Here is a 20,069-nt window from a genome sequence, read left to right as displayed (position 1 = left end):
GTTGGGACACGCTATCTTCGGTAAAAACAGTTGCCATCAGGGTGGATGCAGGCGTCCCTGCTTGCTGATCGTCCGGGTTCTCCTGCAGATCAGCGGTTTTTGATCGGCGCGTACTAGCTTCAACGTGTCGACGCCGGTCAGGCTGACATTGAGCTTATCGCCGACATAGGTCAGGCCCGTGTCGGGCGCAGTCAGACGGATCGGCTTCTGGTTCGGCAGGATCGCCAGATCGAGGGTCAGCCCATCGACCAGGAAATCGCCGTCCAGCTGCGTTCCATCCTCACATGCGTAGAGATGCTCCCCAACGAGCGTGGGAATGGAATTGCGATCATGACGGCTTTCATCGCCGCCACCATTCTGCTGACATCCCATCAGGCTGAGCATCAGGCCTCCTACGGTCAGGGAGAGACGGCTCAAACGATATTGTTTCAGGCGCATGTTGTTTCCCGGATCAGGAGGAAGAAACTGTCGTCATGGGCGGCGAGGGATGCCGCCCATGACGCGGGCCGTTCTCGCACACAGGGGGTAGGTGCGGCGGCCAAGCTGGTTGTCAGTCGAAGAGATCGCGCAGGAAGCCCTTGCGACGACCATGGTGGCCGCCCCGAGATCCGTGGCTGTCGCCACGATCGCTTCCATGCTTTGAGCCGAACACACCAAGCGTGCCTTCACGCCGTTCGGTCGGCTGAGTTTCGCTGATGCTGCGTTCGATGATCTTGTCGAGTTCACCGCGGTCGAGCCAGACGCCACGACATTGAGGGCAATAGTCGATCTCGATGCCCTGCCGCTCGCTCATGAGCAGGTCGACCTTGCAGACCGGACAGGGAAGTCCTTGCGGAGAAGTACGAGTTGTCATTTCAGGCCTCCTTGATTTCTGGGCGGCCCTTGGCCTCCCGAATTTCGCTACGAGCATCCTTCAGGATCTCGACCCCGCCCTTGATGGCGATCAGCGCAGTGGCGACGCCGACGAGAAGATCCGGCCAGTTTGTGCCGAGCCACCAAACCAGCACGCCGGCGATCAAAATGCCGCCATTCGAAATGAAGTCGTTGAAGCTAAAGGTTGTAGCTGCGCGCATGTTGACGTCGGGCTGCTCAAGCCGTTGCAGCAGCCTTAGGCAGATGAAGTTTACGATGGCTGCCACAGCCGACATCGCCATCATGGCCGTGCCAATGGGCTCGCTGCCGTAGACATATCGACGACCGACGTCGATGAGGATGCCGACTGCGAAGACCAGCAGCATGGAGCCTGAGAACATTGCCGCTCGGCTCTTCCACGTGACGCCTCGGCTCAGGGCTACAAGGCTCAGCGCATAAACGAGCGCATCCGACAGATTGTCGACGCCATTGGCGATGAGAGCGCTGGAATCTCCAGTAAAGCCAACGATGAAGAAGGCTGCAGATATGAGGACGTTGAGGATCAGCACGATCCAGAGCGTGTTACGCTCCAAGCGCTGATTGACGCCGCTCGTTGCTTCATCCATCGCTCTTCCCCCTGCCCTTGATCACGCTGAGCGAGCGCCGCTTGTGGCGATTGGCTGGAGAGACTGCGCGGATCGTGCGCTTCACCGCCGCCATGAAACTCGCATCCTGCGTTCTCATTTGACGGCGAAGGCCTGTGGCTAGCGGGCGTGCCAACAATCCAAGGATGCCCTTGCATTCGAAGCTGTGCCGGACATGCAGACCGGTTTCATCCTCATAAATTTCATACCCCTCTTCGATGCTGAAAAGCGGCAATGTGGCTGCTCTCCAGCGGATGATATCGGGCTTATCATTGGCTACAATTCTGGCTTCCAGCGATGCCTGCTTGCCCATCAGCGTCCAGGTCATGTCGATCTTGTTCCCAAGTTCGACGACCCCCGCGCCAAAGCGATAGTGGGGATGCCATGCTTCATAGCGATTGAGGTCGGCCAACAGCGTCCACGCCCGCAAACGCGAGATCTGAGGACTGAATATGGTTTCCTCTCTCATCGGTCTGATCCTTTCCTTCGATCAGGAAGAGGCGGGAGGGCAGTTGCTGCCCTCCCGTCACATCAGTGCTGCGGTTGAACAGACGGGGAGACCTCGATCTCTGGATCATCCTCCTCGACCATCGTCGTGCGGCCGTATCGCGCATAGAGCGTCGGCAGGACGAACAGGGTCAGGAGCGTCGCGGAGATCAGGCCGCCGATTACGACCGTCGCCAGCGGCTTCTGGACTTCGGCGCCAGCACCACTGCCCAGGGCCATCGGCACGAAGCCAAGGCTCGCAACCAGCGCCGTCATGACCACCGGCCTCAGACGCTGAAGCGCGCCCACCCGAGCGGCTTCGGCGCGCTCCATGCCGGTTCGCATGAGATCCTGAATGGAGGACACCATGACGAGGCCGTTCAAGACCGCGATGCCGGACAGCGCAATGAACCCGACCGCTGCGGAGATGGAGAAGTCCATGCCCCGCAAGAAGAGGGCCAGCACGCCACCCACCAGAGCGAGCGGAACGCCGGTGAACACGATCGCTGCATCACGGACCGACCCCAACGCTCCATAGAGGAGCAGCAGGATCAGGACAAAGCAGGCCGGGATCACCAGTTGCAGGCGTTCCTGAGCCGATGCCAGATTCTCGAACTGGCCACCCCATTCGAGATAGCTGCCTGGAGGAAGACGCACTTCCTTACCAATGGCAGCCTGCGCATCTGCGACCACGCCGCCAACGTCACGGCCACGCACGTTCGCCTGGACAACGACACGACGCTTGCCGTTTTCACGGCTGATCTGGTTTGGACCGTCGACGACGCGGATATCCGCAACGCTGGCCAGCGGAACAAACTGGCCGCTCGGGGTCGGCACCTGGACCTGACTGAGCAGCGAGATGTCACCACGCTGATCTTCGGAAAGACGGATCACCACCGGGAAACGGCGGTCGCCTTCGAAGATCATGCCCGACTGCTGGCCGCCCAGCGTTGCGTTCACGATGTCCTGCACGTCCTGAGCGGTAACGCCGAGGCGGGCCATGGCGTCGCGATTCACCCGAATGTCGAGCATCGGAAGGCCCGTGGTCTGCTCGACTTTCACGTCGGCAGCCCCCTGCGTGCGGCGCAGGACGCTGGCGATCTTCTCCGCCGTCGCGTTCATCGAGTTGAAGTCGTCCCCGAAGACCTTGACCGCAATATCACCGCGCACGCCGGCGATGAGCTCGTTGAAGCGCATCTGGATCGGCTGGGTGATCTCGTAGGCGTTGCCCGGGAATTTGGCGAGTTCCCCCTCGATCCGAGAGATGAGTTCCTCCTTCTTCAGGCTGGGGTCCGGCCATTCCTTCCGGTCCTTGAGGATGACGAACATATCAGTGGCGTTGGGCGGCATCGGGTCGGATGCCAGTTCGGCCGTACCGGTCTTGGAGAAGACGAACTTCACCTCCGGCTGCTTCGACATCATCTGCTCGATCGGCACCTGCATCGCCTGGCTCTGCTGCACCGACGTCGCCGGAATACGCAGGGCTTGGATCAACAGGTCGCCCTCATCGAGCTGCGGCAGGAAAACCTGTCCCAGCGACATGAAGGCCAGGATCGCGAGAACGAAACCACCGACACCAGCGCCGACAGTGACTACAGGCCGCTTCATCGCCCGGTCGAGACCGGGTTCGTAGCGGGCCTTGAGCCAGCTCATGATCCGTCCTTCCTTCTCTTCGATCCGCTTGGATAGCCACAGGGCGATCGCGGCGGGAACAAAGGTCAGGGAGAGGATGAAGGCGCAGACCAGCGCGATGATGACGGTAAGCGCCATCGGCACGAAGGTCTTGCCCTCGACACCGGTCAGGGTGAGGAGCGGCACATAAACGAGGATGATGATCGCCTGGCCATAGACCGACGGCTTGATCATCTCCCGGGCAGCAGAAGCGACCGTATCCAGCCGTTCCTTCACGGTGAGCAGACGCCCTTCGTGATGCTGATGCTCAGCCATGCGTCGCAGGGCATTTTCGACGATGATGACGGCGCCATCGACAATGAGGCCAAAGTCGAGCGCGCCAAGGCTCATGAGGTTCGCTGACACCCCGGCACGCAACATGCCAAAGCCGGTCAGCATCATGGTCACCGGGATGATGACGGCGGCGATCAGCGCGGCACGGAAGTTGCCGAGCAGCAGAAACAGCACCACGATGACAAGGACCGCGCCTTCGCCCAGATTCTTGGCGACCGTCTTGATGGTCGAGTTCACCAGCGCCGTACGGTTCAGCACAGGCTGGACGATTACGTCTGGCGGCAGTGAGGCGTTGATCTCCTCCAGCCGGTTGGCGACTGCGGTCGCGACGGTGCGGCTATTCTCGCCGATCCGCATGATGGCGGTGCCGACGACGACCTCAGTTCCGTTTTCGGACGCCGACCCCATGCGAATCGCCTGACCGGTACGAACAGATGCAACCTGACCAAGGGTGATGGGTACACCTTCCCGGGTGGCCACCACGATCTTGGAAAGTTCGTCGGCGTTACGGACAAGAGCGTCCGCACGGACTGCCAGACCTTCGCCATTGCGATTGACGAAGCCGCCACCGACGCTGGTGTTGTTGCGTTCAAGCGCCGTGCTGAGCTGCGTCAGCGTGATCCCCATCGAAGCCAGGCGCTGGACGTCGGGCACGACGAGGAACTGCTTGGCATAGCCGCCAATCGAATCGACGCCGGCCAAGCCCTGCGTGTTCTTCAGCAGCGGCGAAACGATCCAGTCCTGCGCGGTACGCAGGTAGGTCGCCTTGTCGGTGTCGTTCGTCAGCCGTTCGCCTTCCGGCGTGATGTAGCTGCCATCGGGCTGCATGCCGGGTTCACCCGGCTGGTGCTTGTCGTCCTTGCGATGCTCCAGACGGACGGTCCACATATAGACCTCGCCCAGACCGGTGGCGATCGGGCCCATTTCGGGCGTTACGCCATCGGGCAAGTTCTCGGACACGCCTGTCAGGCGCTCGCCGACCTGCTGGCGGGCGAAAAAGATATCCGTCTGATCGGAGAAGACCGCCGTCACCTGCGCGAAACCATTGCGGCTAAGCGAACGGCTATATTCGAGGCCCGGAATGCCGGCGAGCGCAGTCTCGATCGGGAACGCCACCTGCTTTTCGACCAGTTCGGGCGAAAGCGCGGGCGCACGGACGTTGATCTGCACCTGATTGTTGGTGATGTCCGGCACTGCGTCGATAGGCAGGCGAGACAGGGCGGCGGCGCCGATCACGGCGGCAATGGCGGTCAGCAGCAGGACGAGCCAGCGCTTGTGAACCGCCCATGTTACGATTGGGGCGATCATCGGCTCAGTCCTCCGCGGCTTCGCTCTTGCCGAGTTCGGCCTTGAGCGTGAAGCTATTGACGGTGGCGATCTCCTCGGTGCCCTTCAGGCCCGACTTGATGATCACGCTGTCGCCGGCACTGTCGCCCAATTGGACGGCGGTTGCCTGGAACCCGGTCTTGGTCCGCACAAAGACGACCGACCTGCCCTCCTCTGTCTGCACCGCAGTCAGCGGCACACGGATCGCGCCATCGCCGCCGCTGCCGGTGAGCGCGACCGATGCCGTAACCGGCTCGCCGACGCGCCAGAGGCCATCACGATTGTCGAGAGTCGCGATGACGGGAACCAGTCGCGTATTGGCATCGAGCGCCGGCGACACGAACGTCACCTTCGCGGTCGCCTGTCGACCAGCTGCCTTGATATTCACCGTTGCGCCCGGACGCACCCGGCCCGCATCCTGCGGCTGCAGGTTGAGCGAAAGCGACACGCTCGAAAGGTTGGCGACGCGGAACAATTCAGCATCCGCCGCGACCGTCTGCCCCAGCACCACGCTGCGGCCGATAACCTGACCCGACATAGGCGCCACGATGCCGATGCGATTGAGGCCGCCGCCACCCGTGCCCGCAGCAGAAACCTGCTGCTGCGCCAGACGAAGGGCGATGCGGGCTTCGGTCGCTGCGGTGCGTGCAGCGATGAGATCCTGCTCAGGCGAGACGCGCTGCGAAAACAGACGCTGTTCGCGGGCGAGATTGCTGTTCGCCAGAGACAGCCGTGCGCGAGCAGCTTCGGTCTCGGCGTTGAGCGAGGCGGCCTCGCGGCTCTCGATCACGGCAAGCGTCTGGCCGCGACCGATCGACTGCCCAAGGTTACGGGTCAGCGAAACCACGCGGCCACCGATCGCGGCCGATACCACCTGCGTGCCCTGAGGGTCGCCATCGATGGTAGCGGGGAGCTCGATCGTGCCCGAGCCGCCCATCATCGGGCGCGCCGTCTGAATGCCAGCCGATGCGATCTGATCGGCCGAGAGCGTGATCTTGCCCTCTTCGGCTTTCTCCCCTGCCTTTGCTTCAGCAGCGGGTGCCGCGTCGTTGGACGGATTCTCCTCGGCACCGCTTCCGCAAGCGGCGAGCGCCAGCATCAGGGACAGGGGCAAGGCGGCGTAGATGATCTTCTTAGATGTCATGGATCAGTTCCCCTGTTCCGGCGCGGGCGCTGTCAGGCGCTCCAGCTGCGCGCGGGCATTCTGGTAAGAGGCGAGCGCGTCGATGGCCGCGAGGCGCGTCTGGGCGAGCGTACGTTCGGCATCGAGCAGATCGAGCTGGCCGAACTTGCCTTCGCGATAGCCGATGCGCGCAATACGAGCCGCTTCCTGAGCTGCCTCAAGGGCAGGACCAGTAGCCGTCTGTGCAGTGACTGCGGCATTCGATGCCGATGTCTGCGCGTCGGTGATGGCCTGCTCGACGTCGAGTGCCGTCATACGCTTCTGGGCTTCCACCTGATTGCGCTGCGCGCGAGCCTGCGCGACAGCCGCCTTGCCCGAATTGAAGATCGGGATAGGCATCGTGACCGTGAAGATCAGGGCCGTATCGTTGGTGGCTGACAGCCTGCGTAAACCGGGGCCAGCTTCGAGATTGGGGACTCGTTGAGAATTGGCGAGTCGGACATTGGCATCAGCTACGGCAAGGTCCGCGTCTGCGGCAGCCAGGGCCAGCGTACCTACCGCGCTCGGTGGGACTTCGGGACCGTAGCCACGTGGCAAGCGCTCCAACCAAGCCGTATCGAGCGGTCCGCCCATCGGTTGCCCAATCCGACGCTCGAGATTAGCGCGGCTGGCCTGTGCCAGCCGGATAGTCCGAACCAGTTCGGCATCGGCGTTGATCTTCGCAACGTTAGCGCGCTGCTCCTCGATCGGAGAGGCCCGTCCGGCCTTTACCCGTACACTCGCAGCGTTCGCGGCGTCGCCGGCTATCCGCGCCTGATCGCGTGCCGTTTGGACACGCCGTTCGGCAGCAGCCGCTTCGATATACAGCTGCGTGATCTGCAGCCTGATGTCTGCCTGCGTGATCGCCGAGACTAGCAGCGCCTTGTCGGTCTGGGCATTAGCGACCGCGATGCGTGCGGACCGCTTGCCACCCAGTTCGATGGGAACAGCCATGCTGACCGTCGACTCGGCGCTACCAACGCCGCGATACGGTCCGCTTCCTGCGATATTCTCCACCTGCGTCTGCACGGTGGGATTGGGACGAAGACCAGCGACGGTACGTGCGGCGCGGGCCGCTTCGACATTGGCTTGCGCGGCTTCGGCCGCCGGGGCGCTGCCACCAGCGGCGGCGACTGCCTGATCAAGCGTATAGGGTGACGCCCCCGCTACCGCAGCGGGCATCTCCTGTGCCTGCGCCACAGCGACGCAGGACACGGCAGCCAATAAGGCTGCAATGGATCGGAACATGAATAGGAATCCTGAACACGAGTCATGGACGACCGGCGGCCTGAATTCAGGCGCAACGGTCCATTATGGCTCTGTCAGGCTATGGGTGGGCGCAGGTCGGGGCCGATGGCCCAGCGCTTGGACGGAATCGGCGCAGGGATGAACACAGGCGCGTCCACCGCCAACGGAAGCATATCTTCGCTTGCAGAGACCGGAACGAAAGCCGGAGCACCCTGGCAACCGCCATGATGATGCGGGATCGCCTTGTCGGCATCACCCTGCGTCTGGTCCGCGTCCCCTTCGCTATGCACGTAACCCGTGCACTCGATTGTGGGGGCACGGGCGTTAGGAACTTCCTGGGCATGCACCAGCGTCGTCGTCAGCATGGACAACGAAAGCAGGCAGAGCAGGAAACGTCCTAAGCGGCGCATGACAGGCTACATAGTAGGCTTTTCGCAGAATGTCATCTGCAAAAGTAAAATCGCGGCATATTGGACTGTTTCCGAATGTTACATCAGATCATTGTGCCATGATAGCGCACTGATACACCATATCATCACGGATTAACTTTACCTAAACTATGATGCGATCAAATATACATTATGGCACAGACAAGAATAATTCGAATAAATCTGCATACCGACCCAGACACAAGGCGCAATTTGCAAAATAGCCACCCCCCGTCTTATGGGCATTACAGATCCTTTGGAATCAGGCTGCACTTTAGACAGAAGCTTTCTGATGCCGCTTATCCGCGGACCATCCGGGGAACCAAAGCTTCCTCTCAATCCGTGAGTGCCGCCCGATAATTGCTCATGCATTCTTCTACGATGCGATCTTGATTTCCGACGAAGATCGCGGCTGGAAATCCATGCAGTATCCCCTCAGAGGCATTGCCAACCGTTGGCCGGCAAAAGCCTCCAGACTGCGACTGCCGTTATAATCACGCCGAGCGACAGAACGCCGCCAACGACAAGAAGAGCAGCGCGGTGCCACTTGATGCGGGCGTGGAGGTCATCGAACACGTCAGAGAATTGATCGGCGATCAGGGCAAAGTCGTCGCTGAGGCGGGTGCTTTGCCGCTTCACCTCTTTCGCGATAACATTGAGCGTCTTCCACTGGTTCAGCCCGGCAATCCCCAACATCACCGCGAAGACGATTGCTCCTATAAGCACGCCAAGGTTCGTCCAGAACTCGAGGCCGCACGACGCCGGCACCTTTTTGAGTTGGGAAACCACGACGATCGTTGCAACAGGAATGCCAAGGAGCTGGCCTTGGATATCGACGATGGTCTTGTGGATCTTGCCCACGAAATCCAGTCGCGCCGTTTCAACCTCATTGCGGATCTTCGAGTACGAGAAGCTCGAGGTGAAGAGTCGATATCCCTTCTCGACCTCATTCGCGAGGCGATCTAGATTCCGAATTAGGAAACCGAACCGATCCTTGTCGCGTAGCGAACGCACCATTTCGATGAGGGTGGTCTGAAGAATCGTCCGCTTCTCATCCAAGTGCAATTCGTCTTCGAACAGCTTCGTCAGCCGCACAGCCTGACCCACCACGTCGCCGCGAAGGTCCATTGAACCAAACTGGATCGGCACGACGACCTTCTCTTTGCCGATGAAAATGAGCTGACGCATCGTTTCATCAACCAGCGACGCGCTATCGCGAAGTATCTTGAGCACGTCCAAGACTGCACGATACGCAAGCAGTTTTGGCGGGACAGGGTTATCACCCGACGCGTAATGTTCTTTCTTGATGTAATACCGCTGAGGCTCCGCGAGCACGGCGCCAGGCGCCTTGAACAGATCATCCAAAGTGGAAACCAACAGGCCCATCTTCGCCACATTGGGCCGACCAATCGTTACCGGCACTTCTGCCCCGACGGCCAGATCATAGCCGTCCTCGACCGAAATCTGGGCATCGTTGTAATGCGTATCGATCTCCATGATGGCGGTTAAAACTGCCCCCATATGGTCGCTCTTGATCGTCAGAACGTCGCCGTTCTCATCATCGAACCGCGTAGCGCGGTATATCTCGACAAGATCGGCAAACGTAACATCAATCACTGATCATCCCTTCGGCGCGCATCTGATTGATCAGCTCGTCTGGCACATCCATCAACGTAAGGGATTTCTTGTCCTTGTCGAACACGACTTTGCTCTGGTCGATTGCTTCACGCGTGAATTCGACCGACCACATCTTCGTTTTGGCGGTCACTTTCACGAGGGCTTTCAATGCGCTGGCGTTCGGAACATAGCCTTCATTCAGCTGACGATCGGTATTGGCCAGAAATTTCGATAGCCTGCCGGGTTCCTTCGGCATCAGGCGATTTGCCATAGCTTCGAAATCCACCGGCTCCTTCGCCTTATTCGCCTTGCCAAGATAATCTAAGGCATCGGACAGGAACGCCGTCGCCTCGGTGTCGACCATCTTTTCAGTGAGCGTAAATTCCTTCAGTGCATCCACGAGGCTCTGAGTGTCCTTACGCTCCAGAACCGCCGAATCGCAGCCAAGGAAATCACGAAAATAATCGGATATCGAACCCTTGCCTTTCAAGAAGCTCAGGTAGCGGTCCTGCTTGTCCGCCCAAGCAGTAAGATTAATGCGGCCGGCGAAGCGGAAACCATCGAGATCGAGGTGCTCGACGTCCTCCATTCCATGATTTTTGGTCAGGGCCGCGCTCAGCTTGTCGGTGACCACCGTGACGAGCATGAAATCTGAACCATCCCGTCGGAAGTGGGCAAAAAAACACATGCCCGCCGACTGAAGCAGATTTCTTTCCCGCTTCCCGTGCCAGATTATCCATCATCTTGCCGGTAAGACCGAGGAAGTCCTTCTCCTTGGCCTCAACATAGGCACGGATTTGCCCCTCGGTGGGAGAACCTTCTGCCGTTGTGAACCGACCGTGAGACTTGGAAGTCCGGCTGTTGTAAAGTTCATAGACCGTGGAGATGACGCGAAGCGTCGTGTCGGTCACGTCAAGCAACTTCTTGGAGAGTGCGACAGAATAGCCAGCATCGCTACGATTCAGGTCATGAATCGCAAGCGCAATTATCTCGGTCACCAATAATCCCCCCAACGTCCAAAACCGTGACGGACATGACCAATCCTTGGGACGTCCGACTGTTACGCAAAACTTTGAAGCACGAGCGAGCGATAAGCAAGGTGTCGCAGATTTAGCGCAGATATCATGCTCTGGGCTTCGGCTAGGAATCTTCTCGACGCGATGAAAGGTTCATCTGAATCGCCGATAAATAGGGATCGGAGCAGAAGTTGACATTACTCCCCCTCCAGAGGAGCAGAAGTTGAAAATCAGCCGTGATCCTCTGATGACAAAAGCACCGGAAACTCTAGGGGGTCAGGAGCAGACTTCCTGACAACCGACACTTTTCCTGCCACACCCTTTACGTAGCGTCATCGCGCGGGCGCCGCACACGCTGTCGCGTGCCATCCAATCCCTTTGAAATGCATGTAATAAATGGGAAATATTACCGTCATCACACCGTCTGCGTCGCGCCAACAAAGCGTCACGACACCGGCCTAGGCGTCGCCCCGAACGCGCAAGCCAGCGCGCCATTTAGGGGAAATCATAATGACCGCTCACCCGTTTTCGCGGGGCCGTCTGCTTGCCGGCGCCGCATTCCTGTCCGTCTTCCTCGCCGCGCCCGCGCTGGCGCAGGCGCCCGCCGAGGATGCTGCGGCGCAGATCGATGCGCCCGTCAGCGGCAATTCCGAAATCATCGTGACCGGCGTGAAGGCGACCCGTTCCGCCACCGCCATCACCACCACCGAAATCCAGAAGATCCTGCCGGGCGTCGCGCCGTTCAAGGCGATTCAGACCCTGCCGGGCGTCATGTATGTGACCGCCGATCCGTGGGGCAATAACGAACAGAACGCATCGCTGTTCATCCACGGCTTTAGCGCGCAGCAGCTGGGCCACACGCTGGACGGCGTGCCGCTGGGCGACCAGAGCTATGGCAATTTCAACGGCCTGTCGCCGCAGCGCGCCATCATTTCCGAAAATGTCGGCAGCGTCGTCGTCGCCACCGGCGCGGCGGAACTGGGCATCGCATCGACCAGCAATCTGGGCGGCGCGATCGAGAATTTCTCCAGCGATCCGCGCGCGCAAATGGGCGCGCAGATCAACCAGACGATCGGCAGCTATGATACGTCGCGCACCTTCGTTCGCCTGGACAGCGGCGAATTTGGCGGCGGCAACAGCGGCTATGTGTCGGTGCTGCGCCAGCGCGCCCGCGCCTGGGATTTCCGCGGCATCCAGAAGGGGTGGCAGGCCAACGCCAAGTTCGTCCATGACGACAGCAATGGCAAGCTGACCGCCTATTTCGCCTATTCGGACAAGCAGGAGCCGAATGAAGACGCGACCACCGTCTTCAAGAACCCGACCAACGCGGCGCAAGCCTATCAGCCCTATACCCGCCCGTTCCTCTACCCCGATTTCGACGCGGCGATCGGCTATCTGGACGCCAACGGCAATGTTCCGGCGGCCGAAGCGCAGAATTACCGCAATTTCTACAGCGCGGCGATCCGCACCGATTACCTCGGCTATATCAAATATCAAGCGCACCTGACCGACAAGATCGACTGGTCGACGCAGGGCTATTATCATCATAATGAAGGCGCTGGCATCGTCGCCGGGCCGATCACCGTAGCGGGCCTGCCCACCTTGTTCTCGCTCTATTTTCCGGGCCAGAACCTCAAGGAAGCGACCGGCAATTCGGGTTACGCCATCCGCACCACCGAATATCGCATCGATCGCGGCGGCGTGATCTCCACGCTGGATGCGCAGGTCGGCGACCATACGCTTCAGGCCGGTTTCTGGTTCGAACATAACAGCTCGGCCGCCTATCGGAACTGGTATGCGCTCGATGTCACCCGGCCCAACGATTACAGCCCCTATGAGCTGCCGCCGCACGACCCGATGTTCACCCAATATGGCAGCGAGATGCGCACCGATGTCGTGCAATTCCATGTGCAGGACGCCTGGCAGCTGACCCCCAGCCTGCTGATCCAGGGCGGTTTCAAGTCCAGCCTGCAATTTGCCAGCGGCACCTTCCCCGTGCAGCCGATCATCGGATCGCTGCCCGGTTCGTCGAGCGCGCTGCCCGAGGGCGAGATCAACACCAAGCGCTGGTTCCTGCCGGCGATCGGCGCCAAGTGGAACGTGACCGACAAGGAACAGCTCTACGTCAACGTCCAGAAGAATATGCGCCAGTTCCAGCCCTATGGCGGCGGTGGCGTGACGCCGTGGAGCAGCGGCAGCCAGGCGGCGTTCGATAACCTCAAGAACAATGGCCGCCCGGAATCGGCATGGACCTATGAAGTCGGGTTCCGCACCAGCCGCCCGATCGACACCGGCTTCCTGACCGGCATCGACGCGCAGGTGAACTATTATCATGTCGATTTCAGCGACCGCCTGCTGGGCATCACGCCCGCCGGCGCGATCGGCGGCATTGGCGGCGGCGGCATTTCCGGCGGCACGCCGGCGGTGTTCAACGTGGGCGGCGTGAAGACCGATGGCGTCGACGCGGCGGTGACGCTGCGCTTTGGCAAGACCTTCTCGCTCTACAATGCGCTGTCCTACAACAATTCCATCTATGACAGCGATTACAGCACCCGCACCGGCGAAGCGACCGGCACGCGGATCGGCGGCATCGCGACCGTCGACGGCGTGGTGCCGACCGGCGGCAAGAATATTCCGGTCAGCCCGAAATGGATGAACAAGACCGTCGCGACGCTGACCATCGGCGATTTCGACGCCCAGTTCATCGGCGACTATGCCGGCCGCCGCTTCACCACCTTCACCAACGATGCGTCGGTCAAATCCTATTTCCTGGGCAGCGCCCGGATCGCCTATCGCCTGCCCCCCGAACTGATCGGCCTGCAAAAGGCGGAAATCAGCCTGAACGTCACCAACCTGTTCGATGAAAAGGGCGCATCGACCGTGCAGGCCAGCGCCAACACGAACAATTACAACGTGTACCCGATCGCGCCGCGCCAGTGGTTCGCCACCCTGTCGGTGATCTACTGATGACCGCGCCCCACACGCGGCGGAGCCTGCTCCGCATGGCGGGATCGGCTGCGCTGCTGGGCGCAACCACGGCAACGGGGGTGGCGCAGGCCGCCCCCGCTCCGGCCAAACCAGCCGGCGGCGCGCGCAAGCGCCCGCTGCTGATCGCGCATCGCGGCAGCTCCGCGCTGCGGCCCGAACATACGCTGGCCGCCTATGCCAAGGCGATCGAGGATGGCGCCGACTATGTCGAGCCGGATCTGGTCGCCACGAAGGACGGCGTGCTAGTGGCCCGGCACGAAAACAACATCAGCGAAACCACCGACGTCGCCGCGCGCCCCGAATTTGCCGGGCGCAAGGCGGAAAAGACGATCGATGGCGAGCGCCAGACCGGCTGGTTCACCGAGGATTTCACCTTTGCCGAATTGAAGACGCTGCGGGCGAAGGAAAGGCTGGGCGCGATGCGGCCCGAAAGCGCCGGCTATGACGGCCAGTTCCAGATCGTGTCGCTGGAGGAGATTGCCGATTTCGTGGCCGCCGAAGCGGCGGCGCGCGGGCGCACCATCGGCCTGATCCCCGAAATCAAGCATTCGACCTATTTTGCCGGGATCGGCCTGCCGCAGGAAGGCCGGCTGATCGACCGCATCGGCAGGAGCGCCTATCTCTCCCGCGCGCCGCTGATCATCCAGTCGTTCGAGGTCGGCAATTTGAAGGCTCTGAAGCCCAAGGTCGGCGCCAATGTGCAGTTGATGCAGCTGGTCGGCGATCCGCGCCAGTCTCCGCCCGATTTCACCGCGCAGGGTATCCAGCGCCGCTATGGCGATCTGCTCACCCCGGCGGGCCTGACCGAGATGGCGGGCTATGCGACATGGCTCGCGCCGCCGGTGCGCATGATCATCCCGCTGGCCGCGGACGGGCGGCTGGCCCAGCCCACGGGTCTGGTCGAGGCCGCGCACAAGGCGGGCCTGTTGGTCAGCGTGTGGACGTTCCGCCCGGAAAATCACTTCCTCGCCGCCGACTTCCGCGATGCCAAGGGCGACGCGGCGCGCAATCCGGCCGGCAGCATCGCGGAAATGCGGCGCTATCTGGATGCCGGGCTGGACGCCTTCTTCACCGACGATCCGGGACTGGGCAGGCAGGCGATCGAACAGATGGCCTAAAAAAAGAGCAGGGCTTCGACATTCGACCGAGACAAGTGTCTCGGTCGAACAGCCCGAACGGAAGTTGGGTAGTCTTTTACAGATCCAGCACCCGCGCCGCCGCTGCGCTGTCGGGCCGGGGCGCTTGCGGGGCGGTGAAATTGGGGACGTCGCGGCTGTTGCGCGTGTCGAGCGGCACGCCGGTCGTGTTGATATACCAGTTGAGCAGCCGCTGCTCCATATCCGTCTGCACCTTCGCGACGCTGCGCGCGCCGAAGAGGTTGCGGGTTTCGCCCGGATCGACCTGACGATCATAGAGTTCGCTCAGGCCCTGCGGACGGGAGATGAAGGTGTAGCGCCGCGTGCGCACCGACGCCGCCCGGCCGACCAGCACGGGCTGCTCCGCCGCCAGTTCGGACTTGGCGCGATAGACGCCGCCCGATGGCGTATCGAACGCCTGCGGTTCGTAGATGTTGATTCCCGCTTCGGTAAAGGCGGCGCGGTCGGGATCGCCCGGCTGGCCGTGCAATTGCGGCATCAGGCTGCGGGCGAAATGGGTGTGCTCCGCGCTGGTCCCGCCCAGCGACAGGAAGGTCGGCATGATGTCGAACGCCTCCACCATGTCCTGCGCCACCACGCCCGGCGTGCCGCCCGGCACACGGCCGATCAGCGGCACATGGGTCAGGCAGCTTTCCAGACCGCCATGCCATTTTTCGACAAGGCCATAGTCGCCGGCATAATCGCCATGGTCGGAACTGACGAACAAAGCGGTATCCTTGTCCCGGCCCGCTTTTTCCAGCGCCTCCATCAATTCGCCGAGCAGCCAGTCGGCATAGGACACCTGCCCATAATAGACGGCGCGCACCTGCCGCAGCACAGCGTCATCGACCTGATCCAGCCCATATTTGCGCCGCATCGCCTCATGGAAGGCAGGCTTGTCCTTCAACCCCGGCGGGATCAGCGGCGGCAGGTCGGCCGCCTTGTACATGTCGTGAAAGCCTTCGGGCGCGCGATAGGGCGGGTGCGGCTGAAAGATCGGCAGGAACAGGCAGAAGGGGCGATCGCTTTCCTTTCGGGATATGATCTCCCTCACGCGCTGGATGATGCCATAGTCGCTGGTCGCCCGCCGGTCGCCAGTGGCGGGCAGCAACATGGTGACGGGACCGCCAGTGGCCCCACGCCGCGCGCCGGGCGCATGATCGCCGGGGGCCGCGCCGGGCGCGGGCGGATCGGCCCAGCCGGTCAGGCTGGTGGCGAAGGCTTCGGGCGACAGCACATCATTCTTGCCGAAGAAGAAAGTGTCATAGCCCGCCTGCCGCAACATCCCCAGCATATTGGGTTCATTGGGCTGGATCAGATAGGAAAAGCCGCGATGCCCGGTGGCGCTGGTCGGCAGGCCCGTGAGCAGGCTGCACCGCGACGCCGCGCAGACCGGATATTGGACATGGGCGTTGCGGAACAGCGTGCCGCTGCGCGCCAGTCGGTCGAAATTGGGCGTGCGCGTGACCGGATTGCCATAGCAGGCCAGTGCATCCGCGCGCATTTCATCGGGATAGAAGAGGATGAGGTTGGGCCGCGAAGCCCCGCTTTGCCCCCATGCCCCGCGCGCAAGGAATTGCGAAACCATGGCGGCGCCGGCGGCGCCCATCAGATTGCGACGGGAAAGACTGGTCATCGCGGCTCCTCTCTTTTCCTGTTCTTACTCGGCGTCCGGCTGATTCTGCGGCGTGGCCTTGCTGAAGGCGTCAAGCGCGAGGCAGGCTTGCTCCACCGCCACCAGACGCGGCCAGCGCAGGTCCACGCCGAAACGCCGGGCATTGACCAGTTGCGCCACCAGACAGATGTCGGCCAGCGTTACCTGATCCCCGAAGCAGAACGGCCCTTCTTCACCGGCGATCAGCCGGTCGAAGGCGTCCAGCCCTTCATCGATCACCTGCGCGGCCCAGCCATTCACCTGATCATCGTTCAGGCCCAGCCCACGCAACCGATCGAGAATCTTCAAATTCTGGATCGGATGAATGTCGCAGGCGATGGCCTGCGCCGCCGCGCGCACCTTGGCCCGGCGGATCGGATCGACAGGGAGCAGCGCCGGCCCCGCGACCGTTTCATCCAGATATTCGCAGATGGCGAGACTCTGCGTCAGCACCGCGCCGTCGATTTCGAGTGCGGGCAACAGCCCCTGCGGGTTGAGCGCCAGATAGGCGGGCGCGCGCTGTTCCCCCTTGCGCAGGTGGTGGAAGGCGTCGGCATAGGCGACGCCTTTCAGGTTCAGCACGATCCGCACCCGATAGGATGCGGTCGAGCGGAAATAGCCGTGAAGAACCGGATCAGTCATCGGCCTTCGGCCCGACCGTGACGACGCAGTCGGACAGGCCGTCGATGCTGACGACGATCGCGTCGCCCGTCACCACTGCGCCGACGCCTGCGGGCGTGCCGGTGTAGATGAGGTCGCCCTGTTCCAGCCGGTAGAAGCGCGAGACATAGGCGATGACTTCGGGCACGCTCCAAATCAGGTCAGCCAGATCGGCATCCTGCTTCACGTCCCCATTGACGGTCAGCGCAATGCGCCCGGTCGCAGGATGGCCGATTCCGCTGGCGGCGTGGATCAGGCCCAGCGGCGAGGATTGTTCGACATTCTTGCCGGTGTCCCACGGACGCCCCTTGTCGCGCGCTTCGAACTGAAGGTCGCGGCGCGTCATATCGAGGCCAGTGGCATAGCCATAGACATGATCCAGCGCGTCGGCCTCCGCGATGTTGCGGCCGCCCTTCGCAACGGCGACGACCAGTTCGGCCTCATAATGGAAATTGGCCGATTCCGGCGGATAGGCGATGGTCGCGCCCGACGGCACGACCGTTTCGGCCCATTTGGTGAAAAAGAAGGGCGCTTCCCGATCCGGGTCCTTGCCCATTTCACGGGCATGAGCGGCATAGTTGCGGCCGATGCAGAACAGGCGACGGACGGGAAAGCCCTTGCCCTCGCTGGTGGCGGCGATCACGGGCGCTTGCGGCTCGAACAGGGTGGTCACGCATTCAGCTCCTTGTAGAGATAGAGTTTTTCCTGAGCCGCCTTGTCCGAATAGCCAAACAGGACCAGGTCGCTGTCCGCCTTCAGACGCAGTTCGTGCCAGGAGGGTATGACGAAAATGTCGCGCGGTTGAAGGGCTATTTCCTGTCCTTCGACCAGCGCCGCGCCCCGCCCCTCCACCACCACGAAGATGGTGCCGTCGGTCGAGCGGCGCGGCCGGGTTTCGAAACCGGCGGGGATCAGGCGGACATGGGCGGAAATGGTGGGCATTACCGATCCGCCATCGGCCGGGTTCAGAAATTCCAGCGCATGGCCCAGATGCGGGTCGATCTGCGCGGAGGCCGCCATCGCGTCCAGCGCGGGCCGCCACTGGGCATAGGGATAGTGGAACAGCGGCTGATGCGCGGGCCGGCGATCCGCCAGCGATCCCTTCATCGGCCGCATATTATGGCCATAGCGCGCCAGCGTGTCGCCCGGCGGCACGGTTTCCTTATGCGCCTTTTCGTCCAGATGCTCGGCAAAGCTGGCGTCGAAATGGCGCACGGTGGGAATATCCAGACCATCGAGCCAGATCATCGGCTGATCGGTCGGGTTGCCATGGTCGTGCCACTGGCCGCCCGGCGTCAGCACCAGATCGAACGGGCGCATGATCGCCTTTTCCCCATCCAGCGCGGTGAAGGCCCCGTCCCCTTCCAGCACGAAGCGCAGCGCGCACTGGCTATGGCGGTGGCTGGGCGCGACCTCCCCCGGCAGGATCAGCTGCAACCCGGCGTAAAGGCTGGGGGTGATCGCCGATTGCCCTTCCAGCCCCGGATTTTCCAGGATCAGCACGCGCCGTTCGGCCTGTTCCGCACTGATGAGGTCGCCCGCGCGCATCAGATAGGCGCGCGCGCTGTCATAGGACCAGCGATGGACATGGGCGGGCGATTTGGGCTGCGGCCGCACAAGCTGCGCCAGCGATTCCCATAAGGGCGTCAGATGATCGGGCGCCATCTGCGCATATAATGATTCCAGTTGCGACCTTTGGTCGTTGGCCAAGGCCATGAACCCTCTCCTATGAGTTACCGCTAAACCTTTTGCCAAAGAGAAATTGCTTACGCAATAGCCAATCATTGGCCAAAGCCGATTTCTTCGCCTATGACGGGGGCTTATGGCGGTATCGCCAGACACCATCGGGGGATCATGGCGCGCACACCCAGAAAATCCGGTCAGGCAGTGACCATGCAGGCGGTGGCCGATCGCGCAGGCGTGTCGGCCATGACGGTATCGCATGTCATCAACGGCACCAAGAAGCTGCGCGAGGAAACCCGCGACGCCGTGCTCGCAGCGATCGAAGCGCTGGGCTATGTGCCCAATGTCGCCGCCCGCGCGCTGGCGTCAGCGCAATCGACGCGGATCGGCATCGTCTATCGCAACGCGCAAAACGCCTTTTTGAGCGCGATGCTGGTCGGCACATTGAACGCCGCCGCCCGGCTGGGCGCGCAGGTCATCATCCGCAAATGCGACAGTTTCTCGACGCAGGATGCGACCGACGCCGTATCCTCCCTGCTGCGCAGCGGCGCCAATGCGATATTGCTCGCCCCGCCCTATAGCGAATTGCTGACCGGCACCGATTTTTCCGCCGGGTTGAAAGTGCCCGTCGCCGCCATCGCCCATGGCGATGCGCTGGATGATATGGACAGCATCGGCGTCGATGAAATGGCGGCCGCGCGCGCCATGACCGAACATCTGATCGGGCGCGACCATCGCCGCATCGGCTTCGTCACCGGGCCCGAAACGCACAGCGCCGCCGCCCGCCGCCTTGCCGGCTACAACCAGGCGCTGGCCGCCCATGGCATAACAGCCGACCCCGCGCTGGTGCAGCCGGGCGATTTCAGTTTCGAATCCGGCCTTGTCGCGGCGGCCGCCCTGCTCGACCTGCCCGAACCGCCCACCGCCATCTTCGCCAGTAATGACGACATGGCCGCCGCCGCCAGCCTGATCGCGCATCAGCGCGGGCTGCGCATCCCGGAGGATCTCGCCGTCGCGGGCTTCGACGATGCCCCCATTGCCGTGAAAATCTGGCCGCCGCTGACGACCGTGCGGCAGGAAATCGACCATATGGCGGAACGCGCGACCGAAATCATGGTCGCGCGCCATCGCGAAGGCGGACGGCCGGATCAGACATTGTCGGAACAGGTCGGCTTTGCTGTGATCGAACGGGAATCGACCTGAT

Annotated in this window: 17 protein-coding genes and 1 pseudogene; 3 read left to right on the top strand and 15 right to left on the bottom strand. The window is 62.0% G+C overall.

Annotated elements, in window-relative coordinates:
• Nucleotides 1–36 precede the first annotated feature (36 nt).
• The 11 genes and pseudogenes from ACFOKF_RS06320 to ACFOKF_RS06270 form a co-directional block, all read right to left on the bottom strand.
• The gene (locus ACFOKF_RS06320) at nucleotides 37–438 is read right to left on the bottom strand and encodes a hypothetical protein (protein WP_232015803.1); all 402 of its coding nucleotides are present in this window, start codon (nucleotides 436–438) and stop codon (nucleotides 37–39) included.
• A gap of 112 nt (nucleotides 439–550) precedes the next feature.
• On the bottom strand, nucleotides 551–793 hold the full coding sequence (locus ACFOKF_RS06315; protein ID WP_010338229.1) for a TFIIB-type zinc ribbon-containing protein: 243 nt from the start codon (nucleotides 791–793) through the stop codon (nucleotides 551–553).
• 61 nt (nucleotides 794–854) lie between these two features.
• A complete protein-coding gene (locus tag ACFOKF_RS06310) occupies nucleotides 855–1,478 on the bottom strand; it encodes a cation transporter (protein ID WP_010338228.1) in 624 nt (207 codons plus the stop codon).
• The gene (locus ACFOKF_RS06305; protein WP_004210793.1) at nucleotides 1,471–1,965 is read right to left on the bottom strand and encodes an SRPBCC family protein; all 495 of its coding nucleotides are present in this window, start codon (nucleotides 1,963–1,965) and stop codon (nucleotides 1,471–1,473) included. Before ACFOKF_RS06305 ends, ACFOKF_RS06310 begins: the two co-directional genes overlap by 8 nt.
• A 62-nt stretch (nucleotides 1,966–2,027) precedes the next feature.
• Nucleotides 2,028–5,255, bottom strand: coding sequence for an efflux RND transporter permease subunit (locus tag ACFOKF_RS06300; RefSeq protein ID WP_010338226.1), 3,228 nt, complete (start codon nucleotides 5,253–5,255; stop codon nucleotides 2,028–2,030).
• Between the two features lie 4 nt (nucleotides 5,256–5,259).
• Nucleotides 5,260–6,417: an efflux RND transporter periplasmic adaptor subunit gene (locus ACFOKF_RS06295; protein ID WP_010338225.1), complete on the bottom strand. Its 1,158-nt coding sequence runs from the start codon at nucleotides 6,415–6,417 to the stop codon at nucleotides 5,260–5,262.
• Nucleotides 6,418–6,420: 3 nt separating this feature from the next.
• Complete coding sequence (locus ACFOKF_RS06290) at nucleotides 6,421–7,683, bottom strand: TolC family protein (protein ID WP_010338224.1); 1,263 nt, start codon at nucleotides 7,681–7,683, stop codon at nucleotides 6,421–6,423.
• Nucleotides 7,684–7,757: 74 nt separating this feature from the next.
• The gene (locus tag ACFOKF_RS06285) at nucleotides 7,758–8,093 is read right to left on the bottom strand and encodes a hypothetical protein (protein ID WP_010338223.1); all 336 of its coding nucleotides are present in this window, start codon (nucleotides 8,091–8,093) and stop codon (nucleotides 7,758–7,760) included.
• Between the two features lie 453 nt (nucleotides 8,094–8,546).
• Nucleotides 8,547–9,728 (bottom strand): hypothetical protein, encoded by a 1,182-nt coding sequence (locus ACFOKF_RS06280; RefSeq protein WP_303762277.1) that lies wholly within the window; start codon nucleotides 9,726–9,728, stop codon nucleotides 8,547–8,549.
• Complete coding sequence (locus ACFOKF_RS06275; RefSeq protein ID WP_380794080.1) at nucleotides 9,721–10,416, bottom strand: nucleoid-associated protein; 696 nt, start codon at nucleotides 10,414–10,416, stop codon at nucleotides 9,721–9,723. The genes ACFOKF_RS06280 and ACFOKF_RS06275 overlap by 8 nt, the downstream gene beginning before the upstream one ends.
• Before the next feature lie 82 nt (nucleotides 10,417–10,498).
• A pseudogene (locus ACFOKF_RS06270) lies at nucleotides 10,499–10,726 on the bottom strand (nucleoid-associated protein); the annotation flags it as partial.
• 528 nt (nucleotides 10,727–11,254) lie between these two features.
• Between ACFOKF_RS06270 and ACFOKF_RS06265 the strand changes: the two are divergent.
• A complete protein-coding gene (locus ACFOKF_RS06265; protein ID WP_380794078.1) occupies nucleotides 11,255–13,711 on the top strand; it encodes a TonB-dependent receptor in 2,457 nt (818 codons plus the stop codon).
• Nucleotides 13,711–14,850 carry a glycerophosphodiester phosphodiesterase gene (locus tag ACFOKF_RS06260; protein ID WP_380794076.1) on the top strand — a complete coding sequence of 380 codons (1,140 nt, stop codon included), beginning with the start codon at nucleotides 13,711–13,713 and terminating at the stop codon, nucleotides 14,848–14,850. The genes ACFOKF_RS06265 and ACFOKF_RS06260 overlap by 1 nt, the downstream gene beginning before the upstream one ends.
• Before the next feature lie 76 nt (nucleotides 14,851–14,926).
• Here ACFOKF_RS06260 and ACFOKF_RS06255 read toward each other — a convergent pair whose 3' ends face one another.
• Genes ACFOKF_RS06255 through gtdA form a run of 4 tightly spaced genes read right to left on the bottom strand, consistent with a single transcriptional unit; the run spans nucleotide 14,927 to nucleotide 18,898 of the window.
• Entirely contained in the window at nucleotides 14,927–16,504 is a 1,578-nt protein-coding gene (locus ACFOKF_RS06255) for a sulfatase-like hydrolase/transferase (RefSeq protein ID WP_380794075.1), read from the bottom strand.
• A 24-nt stretch (nucleotides 16,505–16,528) separates the two neighbouring features.
• Nucleotides 16,529–17,164 carry a maleylacetoacetate isomerase gene (gene maiA, locus ACFOKF_RS06250; RefSeq protein WP_380794073.1) on the bottom strand — a complete coding sequence of 212 codons (636 nt, stop codon included), beginning with the start codon at nucleotides 17,162–17,164 and terminating at the stop codon, nucleotides 16,529–16,531.
• Nucleotides 17,157–17,855, bottom strand: coding sequence for a fumarylacetoacetate hydrolase family protein (locus tag ACFOKF_RS06245; protein ID WP_380794071.1), 699 nt, complete (start codon nucleotides 17,853–17,855; stop codon nucleotides 17,157–17,159). Before ACFOKF_RS06245 ends, maiA begins: the two co-directional genes overlap by 8 nt.
• A complete protein-coding gene (gene gtdA / locus ACFOKF_RS06240; protein ID WP_380794069.1) occupies nucleotides 17,852–18,898 on the bottom strand; it encodes a gentisate 1,2-dioxygenase in 1,047 nt (348 codons plus the stop codon). Before gtdA ends, ACFOKF_RS06245 begins: the two co-directional genes overlap by 4 nt.
• A 138-nt stretch (nucleotides 18,899–19,036) precedes the next feature.
• Here gtdA and ACFOKF_RS06235 point away from each other — a divergent pair, with 138 nt between their 5' ends.
• Nucleotides 19,037–20,068 (top strand): LacI family DNA-binding transcriptional regulator, encoded by a 1,032-nt coding sequence (locus ACFOKF_RS06235; protein ID WP_380794068.1) that lies wholly within the window; start codon nucleotides 19,037–19,039, stop codon nucleotides 20,066–20,068.
• The last annotated feature ends 1 nt before the right edge of the window (nucleotide 20,069 follow it).

It is taken from the genome of Sphingobium rhizovicinum, assembly GCF_042647625.1.
GTDB classification, from domain to species: Bacteria; Pseudomonadota; Alphaproteobacteria; order Sphingomonadales; family Sphingomonadaceae; genus Sphingobium; species Sphingobium rhizovicinum.
The sequence above is the reverse complement of the archived record's forward strand: the minus strand, read 5'-3'. Positions and strand labels throughout refer to the sequence as shown.